Annotated in this window: 16 protein-coding genes; 12 read left to right on the forward strand and 4 right to left on the reverse strand. The window is 68.9% G+C overall.

Features of this window, described 5'->3' with window-relative positions; translation table 11 throughout:
* The first annotated feature begins 290 nt into the window (after nt 1-290).
* The 3 genes from ASC92_RS10660 to ASC92_RS10670 all read left to right on the forward strand — a co-directional run bounded on the left by ASC92_RS10660 (nt 291) and on the right by ASC92_RS10670 (nt 4,134).
* On the forward strand, nt 291-956 hold the full coding sequence (locus ASC92_RS10660; protein WP_056514498.1) for a nuclease-related domain-containing protein: 666 nt from the start codon (nt 291-293) through the stop codon (nt 954-956).
* 77 nt (nt 957-1,033) lie between these two features.
* Nucleotides 1,034-3,436 carry an outer membrane protein assembly factor BamA gene (gene bamA / locus ASC92_RS10665; RefSeq protein WP_056514501.1) on the forward strand — a complete coding sequence of 801 codons (2,403 nt, stop codon included), beginning with the start codon at nt 1,034-1,036 and terminating at the stop codon, nt 3,434-3,436.
* Between the two features lie 17 nt (nt 3,437-3,453).
* The gene (locus ASC92_RS10670) at nt 3,454-4,134 is read left to right on the forward strand and encodes a response regulator transcription factor (protein ID WP_056514504.1); all 681 of its coding nucleotides are present in this window, start codon (nt 3,454-3,456) and stop codon (nt 4,132-4,134) included.
* Here ASC92_RS10670 and ASC92_RS10675 read toward each other — a convergent pair.
* On the reverse strand, nt 4,095-4,349 hold the full coding sequence (locus tag ASC92_RS10675; RefSeq protein ID WP_157609034.1) for a hypothetical protein: 255 nt from the start codon (nt 4,347-4,349) through the stop codon (nt 4,095-4,097). The genes ASC92_RS10670 and ASC92_RS10675 overlap by 40 nt on opposite strands.
* A 157-nt stretch (nt 4,350-4,506) precedes the next feature.
* Between ASC92_RS10675 and ASC92_RS10680 the strand changes: the two genes are divergently transcribed.
* Together ASC92_RS10680 and ASC92_RS10685 are read left to right on the forward strand one after the other, a co-directional pair.
* The gene (locus tag ASC92_RS10680; RefSeq protein ID WP_056514557.1) at nt 4,507-6,102 is read left to right on the forward strand and encodes an ATP-binding protein; all 1,596 of its coding nucleotides are present in this window, start codon (nt 4,507-4,509) and stop codon (nt 6,100-6,102) included.
* Nucleotides 6,099-6,785 carry a response regulator gene (locus ASC92_RS10685; RefSeq protein WP_056514511.1) on the forward strand — a complete coding sequence of 229 codons (687 nt, stop codon included), beginning with the start codon at nt 6,099-6,101 and terminating at the stop codon, nt 6,783-6,785. The genes ASC92_RS10680 and ASC92_RS10685 overlap by 4 nt, the downstream gene beginning before the upstream one ends.
* Before the next feature lie 41 nt (nt 6,786-6,826).
* On the opposite strand, the gene ASC92_RS10690 is transcribed toward ASC92_RS10685, so the two are convergent.
* Together ASC92_RS10690 and ASC92_RS10695 are read right to left on the reverse strand one after the other, a co-directional pair.
* Complete coding sequence (locus ASC92_RS10690) at nt 6,827-7,504, reverse strand: TetR family transcriptional regulator C-terminal domain-containing protein (RefSeq protein WP_056514515.1); 678 nt, start codon at nt 7,502-7,504, stop codon at nt 6,827-6,829.
* Nucleotides 7,501-8,952, reverse strand: a complete 1,452-nt coding sequence (locus tag ASC92_RS10695; RefSeq protein WP_056514518.1) for a PLP-dependent aminotransferase family protein — start codon at nt 8,950-8,952, stop codon at nt 7,501-7,503. The genes ASC92_RS10690 and ASC92_RS10695 overlap by 4 nt, the downstream gene beginning before the upstream one ends.
* 263 nt (nt 8,953-9,215) lie before the next feature.
* On the opposite strand from ASC92_RS10695, the gene ASC92_RS10700 reads away from it, so the two are divergent.
* From ASC92_RS10700 to ASC92_RS10720, 5 genes are all read left to right on the forward strand, one after another.
* Nucleotides 9,216-10,568, forward strand: coding sequence for an NAD(P)-dependent oxidoreductase (locus ASC92_RS10700; protein ID WP_056514560.1), 1,353 nt, complete (start codon nt 9,216-9,218; stop codon nt 10,566-10,568).
* Between the two features lie 65 nt (nt 10,569-10,633).
* Nucleotides 10,634-11,950 (forward strand): NAD-dependent dihydropyrimidine dehydrogenase subunit PreA, encoded by a 1,317-nt coding sequence (preA, locus tag ASC92_RS10705; RefSeq protein WP_056514522.1) that lies wholly within the window; start codon nt 10,634-10,636, stop codon nt 11,948-11,950.
* 79 nt (nt 11,951-12,029) lie between these two features.
* Complete coding sequence (locus ASC92_RS10710; protein WP_056514525.1) at nt 12,030-13,535, forward strand: NCS1 family nucleobase:cation symporter-1; 1,506 nt, start codon at nt 12,030-12,032, stop codon at nt 13,533-13,535.
* A 16-nt stretch (nt 13,536-13,551) separates the two neighbouring features.
* Nucleotides 13,552-14,991 carry a dihydropyrimidinase gene (gene hydA, locus ASC92_RS10715; RefSeq protein WP_056514528.1) on the forward strand — a complete coding sequence of 480 codons (1,440 nt, stop codon included), beginning with the start codon at nt 13,552-13,554 and terminating at the stop codon, nt 14,989-14,991.
* Between the two features lie 21 nt (nt 14,992-15,012).
* On the forward strand, nt 15,013-16,269 hold the full coding sequence (locus ASC92_RS10720) for a Zn-dependent hydrolase (RefSeq protein WP_056514530.1): 1,257 nt from the start codon (nt 15,013-15,015) through the stop codon (nt 16,267-16,269).
* A gap of 16 nt (nt 16,270-16,285) precedes the next feature.
* Here the strand turns inward: ASC92_RS10720 and ASC92_RS10725 are convergent, their stop codons facing one another.
* Nucleotides 16,286-17,503 (reverse strand): acyl-CoA dehydrogenase family protein, encoded by a 1,218-nt coding sequence (locus ASC92_RS10725; protein ID WP_056514533.1) that lies wholly within the window; start codon nt 17,501-17,503, stop codon nt 16,286-16,288.
* A gap of 128 nt (nt 17,504-17,631) precedes the next feature.
* On the opposite strand from ASC92_RS10725, the gene ASC92_RS10730 reads away from it, so the two are divergent.
* Together ASC92_RS10730 and yccS are read left to right on the forward strand one after the other, a co-directional pair.
* Entirely contained in the window at nt 17,632-18,966 is a 1,335-nt protein-coding gene (locus tag ASC92_RS10730) for an NUDIX hydrolase (protein ID WP_056514537.1), read from the forward strand.
* Nucleotides 18,967-19,014: 48 nt separating this feature from the next.
* Entirely contained in the window at nt 19,015-21,225 is a 2,211-nt protein-coding gene (gene yccS, locus ASC92_RS10735) for a YccS family putative transporter (protein ID WP_056514541.1), read from the forward strand.
* Nucleotides 21,226-21,283 lie beyond the last annotated feature (58 nt).

Genomic DNA, 21,283 nt, shown 5'->3' on the forward strand with positions numbered 1-21,283 from the left:
CGAACAACGTGACGGACGATTGGGCAGAGGCCAGCCCGCAGACGGCCAGGGCAGCGAATGCCGTGAGGGTTTTCTTCATTCAGGGTTCTCCAGTTTCAGCGGCTCTCCATCGAGCAGCCGGCACGCATCGTCTCGTTCAAATTCGGAGGAATCTTGTGAATGCCTCCTGCTTTGCACGGAATGTTGTTTGCCTGCACACCGCCGGCGGGCACCCGCGCCACCGAAGGAAACACCTCGCACAAGAAGTCTCCCCAAAGCCACGCGATGCTCGGTGGCCGAAGGAGTCCTCCATGACCATTGCCTTGCAAAGCACCATCGCCACCTCGCTGGGCGTGCAGCAACTCGCCAGCGCATTCAGCCCTGCCTTTTCCCACCTGCGCATTCTTCGCAACCTCATCATCCCGATGCCCGAGGGACATGCGGTGCGCACTGCGCGCATCGACGCCGTGCTGGTCTGCGAGACCGGCATCTACCTGTTCGAGATCAAGGCCTGGCGCAATGCCTTCGTCTACCGCAAGAAATCGGACCAGTCCCCGCCGCGCTGGTTCCTGCGCCTGAACGGCTGCAAGAGCGCGCGCGAGGTGAAAGACCCCGCGTGGCAGGGCGGGCGCAAGACCACGCAGCTGCGCAGCCTGTTGCCCGACGACCTGCGGCTGCAGTACTTCGTGCTGCTGCCGTGCGAAGGCATCGAGCTCGAGGGCGTCATGCCGGCAGCCGTCATCACGCAGCACGACCTGCCCTACATCGCGCGCCTGGTGCGCAACAACGGCCGCACCGCGCGCACCTGCCGATTGCTCGATGCCGAAGGCATCGACCGCACGGTGGAGCGCCTGCTGGAGATTCAAGGCAGCCTGTCGCTCGAAGACCATCTGCAGAACTGCCGCGAAAAAACCAGCCAGGCCGCCGACACTGCTGCCGCACCGGCGTGGTCCACAAACGCCATGGGATTGCAGTAAGGTAAAGACCCCGAGCATCCCGGGGCAGCCGGAGAAAAGTCCCAAATTTCTCCGACATTGGCAAGGACCATGCGGCGATGCACTTACCGAAGTCCCTCGCAGCGGCATCCGCGCTGCTTGCCTCACTTGCCGCCTTTCCCGCCTGGGCCGTCGAACCGTTCACCGTCAAGGACATCCGCCTCGAAGGCCTGCAGCGCGTCGAACCCGGCACCGTCTTCGCCACCATGGGCCTGCGCACCGGCGACACCTACAGCGACGAACGCGGCAGCGCCGCCATCCGCGAGCTGTTCAAGCTCGGCCTCTTCAAGGACGTGCGCATCGACGTCAACGGCAGCGTGCTGGTGGTGATCGTGGAAGAGCGCCCCTCGATCGCCGACGTCGACTTCGTGGGCACCAAGGAGTTCGACAAGGCCGCGCTACAGAAGGCGCTGCGCGAGGTGGGCCTCGCCGAAGGCCAGGCCTACGACAAGGCACTGGCCGACCGCGCCGAGCAGGAGCTCAAGCGGCAGTACATCAGCCGCAGCCTCTACAACGCGCAGGTCGTCACCACCGTCACGCCGCTGGAGAACAACCGCGTGAACCTGACCTTCACGGTGACCGAAGGCGAGTCCGCGCGCATCAAGGAAGTGCACGTGGTCGGCAACAAGGCCTTCAGCGAAAGCACGCTGCTCGACCTGTTCGACCAGGACAGCGGAGGCTGGCTCGCCTGGTACACCAAGTCGAACCAGTACTCGCGCACCAAGTTCAACGGCGACCTGGAGACGCTGCGCTCGTACTACATCACGCGCGGCTACCTGGAGTTCCGCATCGAGTCGACGCAGGTCGCCATCTCGCCCGACCGGCAGACGCTCACCCTCACGATCAACATCACCGAAGGCGAGAAGTTCGTGGTGGCCGGCGTGAAGCTCGCGGGCGACTACATGGGCCACGAGGACGAGTTCAAGACGCTGGTGACCATCCGTCCCGGCGCACCCTACAACGGCGAGGACGTGGCCGCCACCACCAAGGCTTTCACCGACTACTTCGGCACCTTCGGCTACGCCTTCGCGCGCGTGAAGGCCGAACCCGAAATCGACCGCACGAACGACCGCGTCACGCTGGTGCTGAAGGCCGAGGCCTCGCGGCGCGCGTACGTGCGGCGCATCAACATCGGCGGCAACGCGAAGACGCGCGACGAGGTGATCCGCCGCGAGTTCCGCCAGTACGAAGGCGCCTGGTACGACGGCAACAAGATCCGCGCCTCGCGCGACCGCATCGACCGCCTGGGCTTCTTCACCGAGGTGAACGTCGACACCGTCGACGTGCCCGGCTCGCCGGACCAGGTCGACCTGGCGGTGAACGTGACCGAGAAGCCGACCGGCTCGCTGCAGCTGGGCGCGGGCTACTCGTCCACCGACAAGGTCTCGCTGAATTTCGGCATCACGCAGGAGAACGTCTTCGGCAGCGGCAACTACCTGGGGCTGAACGTAAACACGAGCTCGTACAACCGCACCATCTCGCTCACTGCGACCGACCCGTACTTCACCAAGGACGGCATCTCGCGCACGATCAACGTGTTCCACACCACCACGCGGCCCTACTACGAGGCCGACGGCAACTACAAGCTCGCGAGCGATGGCGGCTCCATGCGCTTCGGCTTCCCGGTGGGCGAGCAGGACACGGTGTACCTCGGCATCGGCGTGGAGCGCTATTCGTTCACGCCCGGCACCAACGGCAGCTACACGCTGGTGAATGGCTCGTACGTGTACACCGCCACGCCGCAGGCCTACCTCGACTACTTCAAGTGCACGGGCACCGTGCCGAGCGTGACCTGCACCAATTCGAGCGTGGTGGGCATTCCGGCCACGCTGGGCTGGTCGCGCGACGACCGCGACAGCGCGCTGGTTCCCACGCGCGGCAAGCTGCAGAGCGCCAGCCTCGAAATGGGCGTGGGCAGCGAGCTGCGCTACCTGAAGACCAACTACCAGTACCAGCAGTACTTCCCGCTGTCGAAGCAGTACACGCTGGCCATCAACGGCCAGCTCGGCTATGCGCGGGCGCTGGGCGACAGCGCCTACCCCATCTTCAAGAACTTCTATGCCGGCGGGCTCGGCTCGATCCGCGGCTTCGAGCAGAACTCGCTCGGCCCGACCGATGCAGTCACGGGCGGTTCGCTCGGCGGCACGCGCAAGGCGATTTTCAACATGGAGTTCAGCACGCCGTTCCCGGGCGCGGGCAACGACCGCACGCTGCGGCTCTACACCTTCCTCGACGCGGGCAACGTGTTCGCCGACCGCACCGCCAGCATGACGGACGCGCAGTGGAAGGCGCAGAACCGCATCCGCGCATCGACCGGCATCGGCATCAGCTGGATCTCGCCGCTGGGCCCGCTGCGGCTGGCCTATGCGGTGCCGCTGCTCTACCAGAAGGCCGACACCGCCAACAGCATCGCGGCCGACCGCACGCAGCGCTTCCAGTTCCAGATCGGAACCTCCTTCTGAGCGCCAGGGGCCGGACCATGAGCCGCATCCTGCTGGTGGAAGACGGTCGCGACAGCGCGCCGCTGCTGCTCGGCCACCTGCAGGGCGCAGGCCACGAGGTCGAGCAGATCGAAGACGGCGCGGCGGCGCTGGAGCGCATCCTGAGCGCGCCGCCGGCGCTGACCCTGCTCGAAGTGGTGCTGCCGCGCATCGACGGCATCCAGGTGCTGGAGAAGGTGCGCTCGCACGGCAACCACCCGATCATCATGCTGACGGCGCGCGCGCAGGAGGCCGACCGGCTGCTGGCGCTCGACCTGGGCGCCGACGACTATGTCTGCAAGCCCTTCTCGCCGCGCGAGGTGGTGGCGCGCATCCACACGGTGCTGCGCCGGCACGCGCAGTGGCGCGAAGTCGCCCGGCCTTCGGTCGCGGTGCGCTTCGACGACCCGCGCGGCAACGTCTGCCTGGAGGGGCGCGCGCTGAGGCTGACGCGCCGCGAGCTGCTGCTGTTGCGTGCGCTCTCGCGCGACCCCGGCCGCGTGTTCACGCGCTCCAAGCTGCTCGAAGCCGCGTTTGCGGAAGCGTTCGACGTGAACGAGCGCGCGGTCGACGGCCACATCAAGAACCTGCGCAAGAAGCTCGCGGACGCCGTGCCGTCGCACGACTGGATCCGCTCGGTCTATGGCGTGGGCTTCTGCTTCGCGGAGCGGCCGGCCTGAGGCGGCGGACTGCCGTCCGCGTTGTCCGGCGTATCGCGCACTCGCGCGCGCCGGCACAAGGGCATCGGCGTGCAGAGAAACTCGCTCGCGGCCGGCGCCGAGGGCCGCGTGGCGCGTTCTTCCGCCCAGAAGACGAGCAGCGTCCATGCCTGGGTGACCAGCCAGAAAAACACCGTGATCGCCAGCAGCAGCGGCAGGTCCATGTGAGGGCTCATGGCTGCATCGTGCGACTCGATCCAGGAGAAATGTGGGAGAACATCTCTCCCAATTTCCTCCACATTCGGCCGCGATGATCGGCCGCTTGCCCATGAAGCCCCCCAACGCCTGCCCGCGGTGCATGCCGCAGAATGCCGCCATGCCTTCCCCGAGCCCATGCCTCACCTGACCCTTTCCAGAAAGATCTTCCTGGCGCTGGCCGCCTTGTTGATCGTGCTGCTGATCAGCTTCGCGGGCCTGTCGATCATTGCGCTGCAGCGCGGCCTGGGCTCCTATGTGGCCGAGATCGAGATCCGGCGCATGGACTGGCTCTCGCAGCTGCTGCTGAAGCACTACGTCGCCCACGGCGACTGGAAGAGCTTGCACGACAACGACGACGCCTGGCGCCGCCTTCAGATGGGCCGGCTGGCCGCCGTGCTCGACGGCGCGACCACCGGCAACGGCAACGGCGACGAGCGGCGGTTGCCGCCCTGGTACGAACACCGCGCCATGCGCGGCGATCCCCCGCCCGACAACGGCGCCGACGGCAGCCCACCGCCCCTGCCGCCCTCGCAGCCGCCGCAGCAACTCGACCTGTTGCCGCGCCGGGGGCCGGCCATGCCGCCGCCGTGGCTCTTTCCCGATCTGCGCGAGATGCCGGACTCCATCTTCCAGCGGCTGGCCGTGCTCGACGCGCACGGCGCGCGCGTGGTGGGCGCCAACGTCGACCTGGAAAACGCCGCGCGCACGCCGATCCGGCGCGACCGCACCGTCATCGGCTACCTCGCGCTCACGCCGGTGCGGGGCCTCGAGAGCGAAGCCGACCGCGCCTTCGTCGCGCGGCAGTCGGGCGTGATCGTGCTCACCGGCCTGTGCGGCCTCGGCTTCGCGCTGCTGCTGTCGTGGCTGCTGGCGCGCCGCTGGTTCAGGCCCATCGACGAGCTCACGCAGGCCGCGCAGGACCTGGCGCGCGGGCGGCTCTCCACCCGCGTCGCGGTGCAAGGCTCGGACGAGCTGGCGCTGCTCGGCAAGACCTTCAACGACATGGCGCAGCGCCTCGACACCATGGAGGCTTCTCGTCGCGCCTGGCTGGCCGACGCGGCGCACGAGCTGCGCACGCCGCTGGCGGCCATGCGCGCGGAGATCGAGGCGCTGCAGGACGGCGTGCGCACCTTCGACGAACGCACGGCGCTGCGGCTGCACCGGCAGGTGATCCGCCTCGGCCAGCTGGTCGACGACCTGCGCAGCAGCATGCGCGAACCGCAGAGCGACCTGCTCACGACCACGGTGTTCCCGCTGTCGCTGCTGAAGGAAGCGCTCGACCACACGCGCGACCGCTTCGCCAAGCGCGCCATCGCGGTGGACCGGCGCGCCATCGACCTCATCGGCGCCTCCGCGCAGCCGACCATCAACGGCGACGCGCACCGGCTGCACCAGGTTTTCATGAACCTGCTGGAGAACACGCTGGCCTATACCAACGACGGCGGCACGCTGCGCGTCGATGTCACGGTCGAAGGCGCATGGACCGGCAACTGCCTCACCCTGCTGTTCGACGACAGCGCGCCCGGCGTGCCCGAAAACGAACTGCCGCGCCTGTTCGACCGCCTGTTCCGCGGCGAGAGTTCGCGCAGCCGCGAACACGGCGGCTCCGGGCTCGGCCTCTCGATCTGCCGCGCGACCATCGAGGCGCACGGCGGCACCATCGACGCATCGGCCTCGCCGCTCGGCGGGCTGCGCGTGACCATCACACTTCCATTGGCTGCACCGTCATGACACGCATCGTCATTGTCGAAGACGAAATCGACATCGCCTCGGTGGTACAGGACTACCTGCGCCACGCGGGCTACGAAACCGAACACTTCACCGACGGGCTGAGCGCGCTGGAAAGCATCGTCGCCACCCCGCCCGACCTCACGCTGCTCGACATCATGCTGCCGCGGCTCGACGGCATCGAGGTGCTGCGCCGTGCGCGCGAGCACACGGCGCACCCGATCATCATGCTGACCGCGCGCATCGAGGAGGTCGACCGGCTGCTGGGCCTGGAGCTGGGCGCCGACGACTACGTGTGCAAGCCTTTCTCGCCGCGCGAACTGGTGGCGCGCGTGCGCGCCGTGCTGCGGCGCACCGCACCAAGCCTGCAGGGCTCGGCGTCGCAGAGCGAGGCACCGGGGCTGGTGCTCGACGACGTGCACTGGCGCGCGTCGCTCGAAGGCACGCCGCTGAACCTCACGCGGCGCGAATTCGGGCTGCTGCAGGTGCTGTCACGGCATCCGGGGCGCATCTTCTCGCGCGCCCGCCTGCTGGAGCTGGCCTACGACGACACGGTGGACGTGACGGAACGCGCCATCGACAGCCACGTGAAGAACCTGCGCCGCAAGCTCGGCGCGGTGACGCCCGGGCACGACTGGATACGGTCGGTGTACGGCGTGGGCTTCGCGTGGGAAGCGCCGGTCTAGGGGCCCGAAGCGCGCCGCCTCCATGAGGATCGCGAGACCCGCTAGCCTGCCGGCCCGCGCTTCTTCTTCAACCCCAGCGCGCCTTCGAGCATCCGCATGATGGTTTCGCGCGCCTGCTCGAAGTCCTCCGGCTCCAGCGCCTTCTTGCCGAGCAGCATGCGCATCTGCCAGGCGAAATCGGCATAGGTCTGCGTCATCGCCCACAGCGTGAACAGCAGGTGCGGCACGGGCAGCGGGTCCACGTCGCCGTTCGCCATCCAGCGGTGCAGCACCGCGGCCTCGGCGCGGAACGCTGGCACCAGCTTGGCTTCGATGTCGTCGGCACATTGCGGGGCCTGCGAGATAATTTCCTGTGCGAACAGGCGCGAGCCCGAAGGGTAGTCATACGAAAACTGCAGCTTCTGCGTGATGTAGCGTTCCAGCGCCGCATGCGGATCGAGGTCGGCATCGGCCAGGCTGTTGAGGTTCGACAGCCACGAGTCGAGCACGTCGTTGAAGACGCGCCGGTACAGCGCCTTCTTCGAGGGAAAGTAGTAGAGCAGGCTCTGCTTCGAGAGACCCGCATCGGCCGCGATGTCGTCCACCGAAACGCCGCTGTAGCCATGCAGCGCGAAGCGCTCCTGCGCCACGGCGAGGATGGCGCTTTCGAGGTTCTGCCGGCGCGCCTGGCGCTTGACGGCCGGCATGCGCACCACCGTACGCGGGGCGGCAGCGCTCATGGGTTCCTCATCCGCGCGAGAAAGCGCACCAGGCGTTCGTCGCCGCAGTGCGCGACGTTGAAGCGGTACCACGCAAAGGGCTGCGGCGTGCCGCCGAAGTCGGATGCGGCGGCCAGCGGCAGGCCCTGCTTGCGCGCCTCCTGCAGCACCGCCTCGACCGACGGCCTCGGCTCGCTGCCGGGCGGCCAGCCCGCGCAGAGAAAAGGCCCGCCATCGGGCGCGCACAGCGCCTGCAGGCCCGCGCCGGTCAGCAAGGACAGGGTGCGCTCGCCCGCGATCTTCAGCGCCGTGTTGAGCTTCTGCAGGAAGCGCGGATAGCCCGCGTCGGCCAGCACTTCGCAGGCCACGCGCTCCTCGAATTCGCTGGGGCCCAGCGTCGTGTGCAGGCAGCGCAGCGCGGCATCGTCGGTCCAGTGCTGCGGCAACAGCACGTGCGCGAGCCGCAGCTTGGCCGACAGCGTGGTCGACACGCCGCCGATCTGCGCGACGCGCTGAAGCCCGTCCATCGCCGCCAGGCTCGGCGCCTGCAACGGTGACAGCCCGCGCCAGGTGTCGAGTTCGATCACGCGCAGGTCGTGCCGCTCGGCCGCCTGCAGCGCCTGGTGCGCGCCCTGCGGGCTCATGCAGACGCCGAGCGGATTGGAGACGGCCGTCGAGACGAACAGCAGGCGCTGCCGGCTCGCCGAAGGCAACAGGGCGGCGAGCCTGTCGAGCGCGGCGATGTCGAGGCAACTGCCGCGCCGCGGCACTTCGAGCACGCGCCGGCCCAGCGTGCCGATCAGGTTGCGCAGTTGGCGCGAGGCGGGCGACTCGACCAGCACCGCATCGCCGGGCGCGGTCCAGGCCTGCAGCAGGCACATCGAGGCACCGAGGCTGCCGGCGGCCGTCATCACCTGCTGCGGGCCCAAGGCGGGCAGCTCGGCGCGATGGCGCCTGGCGATCAGTTCGCGCAGCCGGGGCAGGCCGAAGCTGGGGCGCGCGCCGCCGTCCCATTCGGGCGCGGCACGGGCCACGCGGCGCATGGCCTCGCGCACCAGTTCGTCGCCGCGGTATTCGGCCGGCAGCGGCCTGTCGTGGCCCGATGGCAGCTCGGCGATGCGCGGGACCCCATCGGCCTCGCCGGCCGCGCGCGCCGGCCGATGCAGCACGTAGTAGCCGCTGCCCGGCCGCGAGGCCAGCACGGAGCGTGCACGCAGCGCGCTGTACGACTCGGTCACGGTGAAGGTGCTGATGCCCAGCTTACCCGCCAGCGCGCGCACCGATGGCATCTTGGTGCCCGGCGCGAGCCGCCCGTCGGTGACGCGCAGTTCCACGCCCACCACGAGGCGCTGGGCCAGCCCGAGGCCGGGAACGGCCTCGCCCATCTCGCCCATCAAACCCTGCATCCATCCGGCACCGGCCTGCGCCGGCTTGAGCAGCGCCGAGGCGCTGCCGTGTGAACTCTGCATCGCGGTGGCTCCTTCGGAACGCATGGACGGCACGATCAAGGGTTTTCCCTTGAAAACTGTACTGGGCAGTGCACCAAACGGCACGGCCGGCTGCGGCAAAACACTTTCTCGCCTGCATTGCCAACTGTGTATGGGCGGCACCCTTCGTTTGCTGAATCATCGCGACATTCGACCACTTGGTCAAACTTTACGAGGGCTAGCTCCCTCGTGTCGCAGCAGATCCCCACCACGATCCTGGAGCCTGAACGCCCATGAGCAGCACGATGAACCCCGTCGCTCCCGCCGCCGCACCCGATGTACGCGCGGGCCGCCTCCAACCCGAGCAGTACGCCAGGAACTTCTGCGACGCCCACCCTCCGTTGAACGTGGTGCAGGCCAACATCGAGGCCGAGCGCTGCTACTACTGCTACGACGCGCCCTGCCAGACGGCCTGCCCCACGGGCATCGACATCCCGACCTTCATCCGCCGCATCGCCGACGGCAACCTGCGCGGCTCGGCGCGCGCCATCCTCGAAGCGAACCCGCTGGGCGGCATGTGCGCCCGCGTCTGCCCCACCGAGGTGCTGTGCGAGCAGGCCTGCGTGCGCAACACCAACGAGAGCAAGCCGGTGGAGATCGGCCTGCTGCAGCGCCACGCGACCGACGCCTTCTTCGACGCGCCCGGCGCACCGCTGTTCGTGCGCGCCGCCGACACCGGCCGGCGCGTGGCCATCGTCGGCGCGGGCCCCGCGGGCCTGGCCTGCGCGCACCGGCTCGCGGTGCTGGGCCACCAGGTGACGCTGTTCGATGCGCGCCCCAAGCTCGGCGGGCTCAACGAATACGGCCTGGCCAGCTACAAGACGGTGGACGGCTTCGCGCAGCGCGAGATCGAATGGCTGCTGTCGGTCGGCGGCATCGAGGTGCGCAACAACCAGGCGCTGGGCCGCGAGCTGCATCTCGACAAGCTCGCCGCCGAGTACGACGCGGTGTTCCTCGGCCTCGGCCTGGCCGGCGTGAACGCACTGGGCCTGGGCGAACAGGCCGGCGTGCGCGATGCGGTGGACTTCATCGCCGAGCTGCGCCAGGCCGCCTCGCCGGCCGACGTGGCCATCGGCCGCCACGTGGTGGTGATCGGCGGCGGCATGACCGCGGTGGATGCGGCCGTTCAGTCGCGCAAGCTCGGCGCGGAAGACGTGAGCATCGTCTACCGCCGTGGCGCGGAGGCCATGGGCGCCTCGGCCGACGAGCAGAGCTGGGCCAAGGAGAACGGCGTGCGCATCGTTCACTGGGCCGCGCCGAAGGCGTTGCGCGCCAAGGGCGGCGTGCTGCGCGGCATCGACTTCGCACGCACCGCGCTGGTCGAGGGCAGGCTGGTCGAGACCGGCGAAGACCTGGCGCTGCAGGCCGACATGGTGCTGTGCGCCATTGGCCAGAGCTTTGTCGCGACCGCGCTGGAAGACAGCGGCGTGCAGCTGCAGGGCGGGCGCATCAGCACCGATGCCGAATGCCGCAGCTCGCGGCCCAAGGTCTGGGCCGGCGGCGACGCGCGCTTCGGCGGGCGCGACCTCACGGTCGAGGCGGTGGAAGACGGCAAGCAGGCCGCGCTGTCCATCGACCGGCACCTGCGCGGCGCCTGAGCGCCTTCTCCCCCCTCACCCCCATTCATCCAGCATCGCGCGCCAAGCCGCGACAGGAGCATTTCATGGCAGACCTGAGCACCGACTTCGTGGGCATCCGCAGCCCCAACCCTTTCTGGCTCGCTTCCGCGCCACCGACCGACAAGGAGATCAACGTGGTGCGCGCCTTCGAGGCCGGCTGGGGCGGCGTAGTCTGGAAGACCGTGGGCGAAGACCCGAACGTGGTCAACGTGCATGGCCCGCGCTACGCGGTGTCGTACGCAGCCGACCGCCGCGTGACAGGCTTCAACAACATCGAGCTGATTTCCGATCGGCCGCTTCGCACCAACCTCGAGGAGATGACGCGCGTCAAGCGCAACTGGCCCGACCGCGCGCTGGTGGCCTCGGTGATGGTGCCGTGCACCGAGGAGTCGTGGAAGAACATCCTGCCGATGGTGGAAGACACCGGCTGCGACGGCCTGGAGCTGAACTTCGGCTGCCCGCACGGCATGAGCGAGCGCGGCATGGGCGCGGCCGTGGGCCAGGTGCCCGAGTACATCCAGATGGTGGCCGAGTGGTGCAAGCACTACTCGAAGCTGCCGGTGATCGTGAAGCTCACACCCAACGTGGCTGACATCCGCCCCGCCGCGCGCGCCGCGAAGAAAGGCGGTGCCGACGCGGTGAGCCTGATCAACACCATCAACTCGATCATGGGCGTGGACTTGGATGCCATGGCCATGTTCCCCAACACCGGCGGCATGGGTTCGCACGGCGGCTACTGCGGCCCCGGCGCCAAGCCGATCGCGCTGCACATGGTGGCCGAGATCGCACGCGACCCGCTGACGGCGGGCCTGCCCATCTCGGGCATCGGCGGGGTTTCGACCTGGCGCGACGCGGCGGAGTTCATTGCGCTGGGCAGCGGCTCGGTGCAGGTGTGCACCGCCGCGATGGTCTACGGCTTCAAGATCGTGCAGGACCTGTGCGACGGCCTCTCCAACTTCATGGACCAGAAGGGCTACGAGAACATCGAGCAGATGCGCGGCCGCGCCGTCGGCAGCATCACCGACTGGCAGCAGCTCAACCTCAACCACGTCGACAAGGCCGTGATTCACCAGGACGCATGCATCCAGTGCGGCCGCTGCCACGTGGTCTGCGAAGACACCTCGCACCAGGCCATCAGCGCGACGAAGGACGGCATGCGCTTCTTCGAGGTGAAGGAAGAAGAGTGCGTGGGCTGCAACCTCTGCGTGTCGATCTGCCCGGTGCCCGGCGCGCTCACGATGCGCACGCTCAAGCCCGGCGAGGTCGACGCGCGCACCGGCCACCCGGTGGCCGGCCACTACGCCAACTGGACCACGCATCCGAACAACCCGATGCGCATCGCCGAGAGCAGCCCGCACTGATCCGCCGGGACGGCACGGATCGTGCCTGCCCCGTGGGAGACCCCTTTTCAGTCCCAGCCCCATGCAGGAAAACAACCCCATGAATACCTCATCGCAAAGCGGCACTCCCACGGCCAACCTCTGGAACGAGGACCTGGCGCCCACCTCCCTGGCGCAGCGAACGTGGCGCTGGTACCACTTCGCGGCTTTGTGGGTGGGCATGGTGATGTGCATTCCCGCCTACACGCTGGCGGCCAGCCTGATCGAGGGCGGCATGTCGTGGAGCCAGGCAGTGCTCACCGTGTTCCTCGGCAATGCGATCGTGCTGGTGCCGATGCTGCTGATCGGCCATGCGGGCGCGAAATACGGCATTCCGTACGCAGTGATGGCGCGCGCCTCCTTCGGCACGCGCGGCGCGCGGCTGCCTGCATTGCTGCGCGCCATCGTGGCCTGCGGCTGGTACGGCATCCAGACCTGGTTCGGCGGCGAGATGATCTACACGCTGGTCGGCGTGCTCATGGGCCAGCCGCTGGGCGGCGACAAGCTGCCGGTGCTGGGCATCAACGGCGCGCAGCTGGTGTGCTTCATGGTCTTCTGGGCGATCCAGCTGTACTTCGTGGTGCACGGCATCGAGTCGATCCGCCGGCTCGAAACCTACACCGCGCCGCTGAAGATCATCGTGTGCATCGCCCTGCTCTACTGGGCCGTGCAGCGCGCGGGCGGGCTCGGCCCGATCTTCGATCAGCCCTCGCAGTTCGAGCCCGGCGGCAAGAAGGCCGGCCTGTTCTGGGCGGTGTTCTGGCCTTCGCTGACGGCCATGGTGGGCTTCTGGGCCACGCTGGCGCTGAACATCCCCGACTTCACGCGCTTCTCGCGTTCGCAGCGCGACCAGGTGGTGGGCCAGGTGATCGGCCTGCCCGCGCCGATGGGCTTGCTCGCGATGATGGCGGTGATGGTCACCTCGGCCACGGTGGTGATCTACGGCAAGGCGCTGTGGGACCCGGTGGACCTGGCCAGCCGCATGACCGGCGCGGCGGTGCTGATCGCGCTCATCATTTTGCTGATCGACACGGTGAGCGTGAACCTCGCGGCCAACCTCGTGGGCCCGGCCTACGACTTCTCTGCGCTCAACCCCGAGAAGATCTCGTACCGCAAGGGCGGCTACATCACCGCCGGCATCGCCATCGTGATGATGCCGTGGAAGGTGCTGGAGACCACGCAGGGCTACATCTTCACCTGGCTCATCGGCTACTCGGCACTGCTGGGGCCAGTGGCCGGCATCCTGATTGCCGACTACTACTTCATCCGCCGCAAGGAACTCGACGTGGTCGCGCTCTACCGCGCGGACGGCCAGTACGCCTACGGCAACGGCTGGAACATGGCGGCGGTGGTCGCCTTCGTCGTGGGCGTGCTGCCGAACATTCCGGGCTTTCTCAACGCGGCCTTTCCGGCAGCCATGCCATCGACGCCCGAGTTCTTCAAGACGATCTACACCTATGCGTGGTTCGTCGGTGTCGTGCTCTCGGCCGTGGTGTACCTCGGCCTCATGAAGGCGCGCGCGCCGCAACTGCAAGGCGTGGTCGCGCCGCTCAAGAACCCCAGCTAGAAAAGGAACCCACGCCATGACCGTACTCATTCGCGGTGGCACGGTGGTCAACGCCGATGCCGAACAGCGGGCCGACGTGCTCTGCGAGGGCGACAAGATCGTGCAGGTCGGCACCGGCCTGCAGGCCCCCGCCGGCGCGCAGGTGATCGACGCCGGCGGCGCCTACGTGATGCCCGGCGGCATCGACCCGCACACGCACATGCAGCTGCCCTTCATGGGCACGGTCGCGGCCGACGACTTCTTCAGCGGCACGGCGGCAGGCCTGGCCGGCGGCACCACCAGCATCATCGACTTCGTGATCCCCGATCCGCAGCAGTCGCTGATGGATGCGTTCCAGATGTGGTGCGGCTGGGCCGAGAAGTCGGCCGGCGACTACAGCTTTCACGTGGCCGTGACCTGGTGGAACGACAGCGTGCACAAGGACATGGGCACGCTGGTGCGCGAGCACGGCGTGAACAGCTTCAAGCACTTCATGGCCTACAAGAACGCGATCATGGCCGACGACGAGATCCTGGTGAAGAGCTTCCAGCGCTCGCTGGAACTCGGTGCCATGCCCACGGTGCACGCGGAGAACGGCGAACTGGTCGCGATGCTGCAGCAGCAGTTGCTGGCGCAGGGCATTCGCGGGCCCGAAGGCCATCCGCTGTCGCGCCCGCCGATGGTCGAGGCCGAGGCGGCGAACCGCGCCATTGCCATCGCCGACGTGCTGGGCGTGCCGATCTACGTGGTGCACGTGTCGTGCGGTGAAGCGCTCGACGCCATCGCCCGCGCCCGCACACGCGGCCAGCGCGTGTACGGCGAGGTGCTGGCCGGCCACCTCGTGATCGACGAAAGCGCCTACCGCGACCCCGACTTCGCACGTGCCGCCGCCCATGTGATGAGCCCGCCCTTCCGCTCGCGCGAGAACCAGGCCATGCTGTGGCGCGGCCTGCAGGGCGGCAACCTGCACACCACGGCCACCGACCACTGCACCTTCTGCGCAGAGCAGAAGGCGGCCGGTCGCAACGACTTCACGAAGATTCCGAACGGCTGCGGCGGCGTGGAAGAACGCATGGCCGTGCTGTGGGATGCGGGCGTCAATGCAGGCCGGCTCACGCCCTCGGAGTTCGTGCGCGTCACCTCCACCAACGCGGCGCAGCTGTTCAACCTGTACCCGCGCAAGGGCGTGATCCAGGCGGGCGCCGACGCCGACATCGTGGTGTGGGACCCGAAGGCCACCAAGACGCTGTCGGTGAAGACGCAGCACTCGAAGAGCGACTTCAATGTCTTCGAGGGGCGCGAAGTGACGGGCGTGCCGAAGCACACCGTCAGCGCCGGCCGCTGGGTCTACCGCGACGGCGACCTGCGCGCCGAGCCGGGCACCGGGCGCTATCTCAAGCGCCCGCCCTTCGCGCCGATGTTCACCGCGCTCGAACGCTTCAAGCGCCAGCACGCGCCCACGGCCGTGGCGCGCTGACCGAATCACCAAGGAGTCAAGATGAATGCAACGGTGGACAAGCAGGCGCTGACGATCAACGGCGAGCGCCTGTGGAACTCGCTGATGGAGCTGGCCCGCATCGGCGCCACGCCCAAGGGCGGCGTCAAGCGGCTCGCGCTGACCGACCTCGACAAGCAGGGGCGCGACCTCGTCGTGTCATGGGGCAAGGAAGCCGGTCTGTCGATCACGGTCGACAAGATCGGCAACGTCTTCATGCGACGCGAGGGCACGAACCCCGCGCTGCCGCCCATCGTGTCGGGCAGCCACATCGACACGCAGCCCACCGGTGGCAAGTTCGACGGCAACTACGGCGTGCTCTCGGCGCTGGAGGTGGTGCGCACGCTGAACGACCAAGGCATCCGCACCGAAGCGCCGATCGAGGTCGCGTTCTGGACCAACGAGGAAGGCTCGCGCTTCGTGCCGGTGATGATGGGCTCAGGCGTGTTCTGCGGCGCCTTCAGCCTCGAACATGCCTATGCCGCCAAGGACACCGAAGGCAAGACGGTGCGCGAGGAGCTGGAGCGTATCGGCTACGTCGGCTCGCAGACGCCGGGCGACCACCCCATCGGCGCGTACTTCGAGGCACACATCGAGCAGGGCCCGGTGCTGGAAGACGCGGGAAAGGTGATCGGCGTGGTGCCGGCGGTGCTCGGCCTCTCGTGGTACGACTGCGTGGTCACCGGCATGGAAGCGCATGCGGGTCCAACACCGATGCACCTGCGCCGCGACGCGCTGCAGGTGGCGACGCGGATCATGCAGGAGGTGGTGGCCATCGCGCAGCGCTACCAGCCGTACGGGCGCGGCACGGTCGGCATGGTGCAGGTGCACCCGAACAGCCGCAACGTGATTCCGGGGCAGGTGAAGTTCTCGGTCGACCTGCGCAACGTGAACGACGAACTGCTCGACCGCATGCATGCCGAGATCCTGGCTTTCATCGAGCGCACGGGCCGCGAGACCGGGCTGGGCGTGACCATCGAGCGCGTGTCGTACATCCCGCCGTGTCCGTTCCACCCCGACTGCGTCGACGCCGTGCGGCGCGCGACCGAGGCGCTGGGCTACTCGACGATGGACGTGGTCTCGGGCGCGGGCCACGACGCGATCTACGCCGCGCGGCTCGCGCCGGCCGGCATGATCTTCGTGCCCTGCAAGGACGGCATCAGCCACAACGAGATCGAAGACGCGCAGCCCGACCACCTGGCGGCCGGCTGCAACGTGCTGCTGCACGCGATGCTGGAGCGTGCCAGGCGCGTAGGCTGACGCGCCTGGCCTTTGCTTACTGGTACGCCGCAAGCTCCTGCTTCGCAATCGCGTTGCGGTGTACCTCGTCAGGACCGTCGGCCACGCGCAGGTGGCGCTCGTAGGCGTAGAAGTGCGTGAGTAGCGTGTCCTGGCTCAGGCCCATCGCGCCGAAGGCCTGCATCGCCCAGTCGATCACCTTCACGCAGTTGTTGGGCGTGAGCACCTTGATCATCGCGATCTCCTTCGCGGCGACCTTGTTGCCCACGGTGTCCATGCGGTAGGCGGCGTTGAGCACCATCCAGCGCGACTGCTCGATGAGCATGCGCGACTCGGCGACGCGCTCGCGCCACACGCCCTGCTCCGACAGCGGTTTGTGGAAGGCGGTGCGCGACACGAGGCGCCGGCACATCATCTCGAGCGCGGACTCGGCCATGCCGATGGCGCGCATGCAGTGGTGGATTCGCCCGGGGCCGAGGCGGCCCTGCGCGATCTCGAAGCCCCGGCCTTCGCCGAGCAGGATGTTCTCGACCGGCACGCGCACGTTGTCGAACACGATCTCGGGGTGGCCGAATGGCGGGTCGTACATGCCGAGCAGCTGCATGTCGCGCACGATGGTGATGCCCGGCGTGTTCTTCGGCACGAGGATCATCGACTGCTGCCTGTGGCGGTCGGCGTTGTCGGGGTCGGTCTTGCCCATCAGAATGAAGATCTCGCAGCGCTCATTCATCGCACCGGTGATGTACCACTTGCGCCCGTTGATGACGTACTCATTGCCTTCGCGGCGGATGCTGCAGCGGATGTTGGTGGCGTCGCTCGATGCCACTTCAGGCTCGGTCATCGCGAACGACGAGCGGATCTCGCCCGCGAGCAGCGGCGTGAGCCAGCGCTCCTGCTGCGCCTTGGTGCCGTAGCGGGCCAGCACTTCCATGTTGCCGGTGTCGGGTGCGGAGCAGTTGAAGATTTCCGCGCACCAGTAGCGCCGGCCCATGATTTCGCACAGCGGGGCGTACTCGACGTTGGTGAGGCCGGGGCCGTGCTCGGCCTCGGGCAGGAACAGGTTCCACAGCCCGCGCTCGCGCGCCTTGGCCTTGAGGCCGGCCATCATCGGCAGTTCGGCATAGGGGCGGCCGGCGCGGGCGTTGGCGGCCAGCTCTTCCTCGCGGCGTTTCTCGTTCGGGTAGACGAACTCGTCCATGAACTTGAGCAGCTCGTCGCGCAGCGCGGTCGCCCGGGGGGTGAATTCGAAATGCATGGTGCGTCCTTCAACAGTCGATGTGCATTGAAGGTACGCGGCGCATGGCGTTTCTCACGGTCGTTCATGCGACAGCCAGGGGCCCGTGCTGTCGCCTTCGCAGCAGCCGCCGGCGCGACAATGTGAGCATGACCGCCAGCACCTCCGACGCCACGCCACGCCCCGCTTCGCCGCGCCCCGTGCGCTCGGCCGCCACCCTCATCGTCCTGCGCGACGGCAGCCACGGGCTCGAAGTGCTGATGCTGCGGCGGGCCGAGAAGGCCGACGACCAGAACAGCGGCGCCAGCGTGTTCCCGGGCGGTGTGATCGACGCGCACGACCGCAGCCTGCACGGGCACTGCGGCGGCCTTGACGACAGCGCCGCGAGCGAACGCCTCGCGGTGCCGGAGGGCGGCCTCGACTACTACGCGGCCGCGATCCGCGAATGCTTCGAGGAAGCCGGCGTGCTGTTCGCGGCCGACGGCACGGGCCGGCTGGTGGCGCTCGACAGCCTGCCGCCCGCGCAGCTCGCCGCCATGCGCGACGCGGCGGAGCAAGGCACCGACGCGCTGATTTCGCTGTGCGACCGGCACGGCTGGCAGCTCGCGGCCGACCGGCTCGCCTACTTCACCCACTGGCTCACGCCGCCGGGCATGCCGCGCCGCTTCGACACGCGCTTCTTTCTCGCGCCGATGCCCGAGGCGCAAAGCGTGCGGCCCGACGGGCGCGAGACGGTCGAGCACATGTGGCTGCGGCCGGCCGAGGCCGTGGCACCCGCGCGAGGCCTCAAGCTGATGAACGTGACGCGCCGCATCCTCGAACAGCTCGCGCAGTTCGCAAGCACGGGCGAACTCATGGCCCATGCGCGCGGCCTGAAACACATTCCACGCGTCATGCCCCGGCTCGCGGATGGGCCCGCGGGCCGGCGGCCGGTGAACATGGAGGAGCCGGCCTACGAGGAAGTCGGGCACGTCGATCCGGAAGGCAAAGGCGGCGGCCGCTATGCGCACGAGGCCGGGCTGGTGATGCGGCTGTCGGCGCGGGTCTTGCGGGTCACGGGCGAGGCGGATGCATCGGGCGCGCTGGCGCACAGCTATTTCGTGGGCGTCGCGGGCGGCGATTTCGCGCTGATCGACGCGCTGCCCGCGAGCCCCTGGCACCTCGCGGCCCTTGTCGCGGCGGCACCCGGCCGGGTGAGATGGCTCCTGTCGACGCAGGCAACGACCGAAGAAGCGAAGCACGCCTTGCGCGAGGCTTGGCCCGATGCGTCCACCGCATTGCCCGCACCGGGCGAGCAGATCGACCTCGGCGATGCCACGCTGCGCGTGCTGCCCGGCGCGGACGATGCGCAGTCCCGCCAGTTCCTGCAGGTCGAAGACCGGATGCTGCTCGCGGGCCTCGACGTCGATCCCACAGCAGACGACAGCCAGGCCCGGTGGATCGCGCCGCGCCACGGCTTCCTGCGCAGCCGGCCCGCCCCGTAGCAGCGCAGCGCCACATGGCGGTGGCATGCATCGTGCAAGATCGACCCCATGCTTCCCTTGTCCCCCGACGCGCTGCGCCAGCGGCTGCGGTCTTTCGCTTCCCGCGCGCAGCCCGTGCGCATCCTTCTCACCCTCGGCAGCCTCATGGCGGGCTGCGCCTGGACCGGCCATCCCGATGCGGTGATCCCCCTCTTCCTCGGCGCCATTGCCAGCGCGCTCGCCGAGACCGATGACAGCTGGCGCGGCCGGCTGCGCGCGCAGGTGGTCACGCTGGGCTGCTTCGCCGCCGTCGCGTTCGCGGTCGAGGCGGCGTTCGGCCTGCCGCTGCTGTTCATCGCCGGGCTGGCGCTCGCGGCCTTCTGCCTCACGATGCTCGGTGCGGTGGGAGCGCGCTACAAGGCGATCGCGTACGCGACGCTGATCCTCGCGATGTACGCCACGCTCGGCATCGAGAACATGGGCGCGCACGGCGGAGCGCAGCGCGGGCGCGAGCCCTTGCTGCTGTTGGCTGGCGCGGCGTGGTACGGCGTGTTCTCGGTGCTGTGGTGCGCGGCCTTTCCGGCGCAGCCGGTGCAGGCGCGGCTGGTGACGCTGTTCACGGTGCTGGGTAGCTTCGTGCGCTTCAAGGCTTCGCTGTTCGAGCCGCTGCGCGGCATCGACATCGAGCGCAAACGGCTCGCGCTGGCGCAGCTCAATGCCGAGGTGGTGGCGGAGCTCAACGCCGCGAAGGAAAGCATCTTCCTGCGTATCGGCGCGCGTGCGCCGACCGGGCGCCTCTCGCGCTACCGCGGGCTCTACCTGATCGCGCAGGATGTGCACGAGCGCGCCAGCTCCTCGCACGACGACTACAACGCACTGGCCGACGCCTTCTTCCACAGCGACCTGCTCTACCGCTGCCAGCGCGTACTGGGCCTGCAGGGGCTGGCCTGCCAGCGGCTGGCCGACTCGATCGCGCGGCGCGAGCCCTTCGAGATGGGTCCGGAGATGGTGCAGGCGCTGGCCGACCTGCGCAGCGCCATCGAGCATGAGCGCGCGCGGGCCGCCACGCCCGCGCGGCTGGCGCTGCTGGCATCGGTCGAGGCGCTGGCGCGCAACCTCGCGCTGCTCGACGGCCAGCTCGCCGGGGCCAGCCAGCCGTCGGCGCGCGCGGGACGCACGGAGATGGGCCTGTTCGACCGCTCGCCGCGCTCGTGGCGCGATGCGGTCGAGCGCGTGCGGCGCCAGCTCACCACGCGCTCTGCGCTGTTTCGCCACGCGCTGCGGCTGTCGATCGCGCTGGTTGCGGGCTACGGGGTGATGCGCGCCATTCACCCGGCGCAGGGCTACTGGATCCTGCTGACCACGCTGTTCGTCTGCCAGCAGACCTACGGCGACACCATTTCGCGCATGGGGCAGCGCATGGCCGGCACTGCGCTCGGCGTGGTGGCCGGATGGGCGCTGCTGCAGCTGTTTCCGCAGCCGCTGGTGCAATCGGTGATCGCGGTGGCGGCCGGCGTGCTGTTCTTTGCGACCCGCGCCACGCGCTACCTGCTGGCCACCGCCTCGATGACGCTGCTGGTGCTGATGTGCTTCAACCAGGTCGGCGACAGCGGCGTGTTGCTGGTGCCGCGGCTGGTCGACACCGCCATCGGCAGCGCGATCGCCGGGCTGGCCGTGCTGCTGGTGCTGCCGCACTGGCAGGCGCGGCGCATCAACGAACTGGCCGCGGCCGCCATGCGCGGCCATGCCGGCTACCTGCGGCAGATCGTCGGCCAGTACCGCACCGGCGCGCGCGACCATCTCGACTACCGGCTGGCGCGGCGCAACGACCACAACGCGGATGCGGCGCTGTCCACGGCGGTGTCGGACATGTTTCGCGAGCCGGGCTACGTGCGGCCGCGCGCGGGGGTGGCGCTGCACTTCCTGATCCGCTCGCACACGCTGCTGAGTTATCTCTCGGCCCTGGGCGCCCATCGCGCAGCGCTGCCCGACCCGGCGCAGATGGCGGCGCTGCAAACGGCCGCCGAAGGGGCGATCGCGGCGCTCGAAGGGCTGGCGGCCGGGCTGGAAAAGGGCCTGATCGAGGCGCCGGGCGATGCCGCCGCGGAGTTGGCCGCGCGGGCTGCGCTGGCGCAGGCCGTCACCGCCAGCAACGACCCGCAGGCGCGAACCCTTCACACCGAACTCGGCCTGATCTGGCTGCAGATCGACGCATTGCGCACCCACGCGCGCGAATGGCTGCAGCCCGAAGGCAGCGAAACCACGGCCGCTCCAGCCTGACGAACATCCATGCGCTCCGGTCGGTTGAAACCCCCGCGGCGAGCGCTGCAATCCGCGG

Source organism: Variovorax sp. Root411, from assembly GCF_001425205.1.
Classification (GTDB): Bacteria; Pseudomonadota; Gammaproteobacteria; order Burkholderiales; family Burkholderiaceae_C; genus Variovorax.

Excerpts from the sequence above, each read along its gene's own strand:
- ASC92_RS10660 (WP_056514498.1), top strand. The coding sequence starts at position 291 with ATGACCATTGCCTTGCAAAGCACCATCGCCACCTCGCTGGGCGTGCAG.
- bamA (WP_056514501.1), top strand. The coding sequence starts at position 1,034 with ATGCACTTACCGAAGTCCCTCGCAGCGGCATCCGCGCTGCTTGCCTCA.
- ASC92_RS10670 (WP_056514504.1), top strand. The coding sequence starts at position 3,454 with ATGAGCCGCATCCTGCTGGTGGAAGACGGTCGCGACAGCGCGCCGCTG.
- ASC92_RS10675 (WP_157609034.1), bottom strand. The coding sequence starts at position 4,349 with ATGAGCCCTCACATGGACCTGCCGCTGCTGCTGGCGATCACGGTGTTT.
- ASC92_RS10680 (WP_056514557.1), top strand. The coding sequence starts at position 4,507 with ATGCCTCACCTGACCCTTTCCAGAAAGATCTTCCTGGCGCTGGCCGCC.
- ASC92_RS10685 (WP_056514511.1), top strand. The coding sequence starts at position 6,099 with ATGACACGCATCGTCATTGTCGAAGACGAAATCGACATCGCCTCGGTG.
- ASC92_RS10690 (WP_056514515.1), bottom strand. The coding sequence starts at position 7,504 with ATGAGCGCTGCCGCCCCGCGTACGGTGGTGCGCATGCCGGCCGTCAAG.
- ASC92_RS10695 (WP_056514518.1), bottom strand. The coding sequence starts at position 8,952 with ATGCAGAGTTCACACGGCAGCGCCTCGGCGCTGCTCAAGCCGGCGCAG.
- ASC92_RS10700 (WP_056514560.1), top strand. The coding sequence starts at position 9,216 with ATGAACCCCGTCGCTCCCGCCGCCGCACCCGATGTACGCGCGGGCCGC.
- preA (WP_056514522.1), top strand. The coding sequence starts at position 10,634 with ATGGCAGACCTGAGCACCGACTTCGTGGGCATCCGCAGCCCCAACCCT.
- ASC92_RS10710 (WP_056514525.1), top strand. The coding sequence starts at position 12,030 with ATGAATACCTCATCGCAAAGCGGCACTCCCACGGCCAACCTCTGGAAC.
- hydA (WP_056514528.1), top strand. The coding sequence starts at position 13,552 with ATGACCGTACTCATTCGCGGTGGCACGGTGGTCAACGCCGATGCCGAA.
- ASC92_RS10720 (WP_056514530.1), top strand. The coding sequence starts at position 15,013 with ATGAATGCAACGGTGGACAAGCAGGCGCTGACGATCAACGGCGAGCGC.
- ASC92_RS10725 (WP_056514533.1), bottom strand. The coding sequence starts at position 17,503 with ATGCATTTCGAATTCACCCCCCGGGCGACCGCGCTGCGCGACGAGCTG.
- ASC92_RS10730 (WP_056514537.1), top strand. The coding sequence starts at position 17,632 with ATGACCGCCAGCACCTCCGACGCCACGCCACGCCCCGCTTCGCCGCGC.
- yccS (WP_056514541.1), top strand. The coding sequence starts at position 19,015 with ATGCTTCCCTTGTCCCCCGACGCGCTGCGCCAGCGGCTGCGGTCTTTC.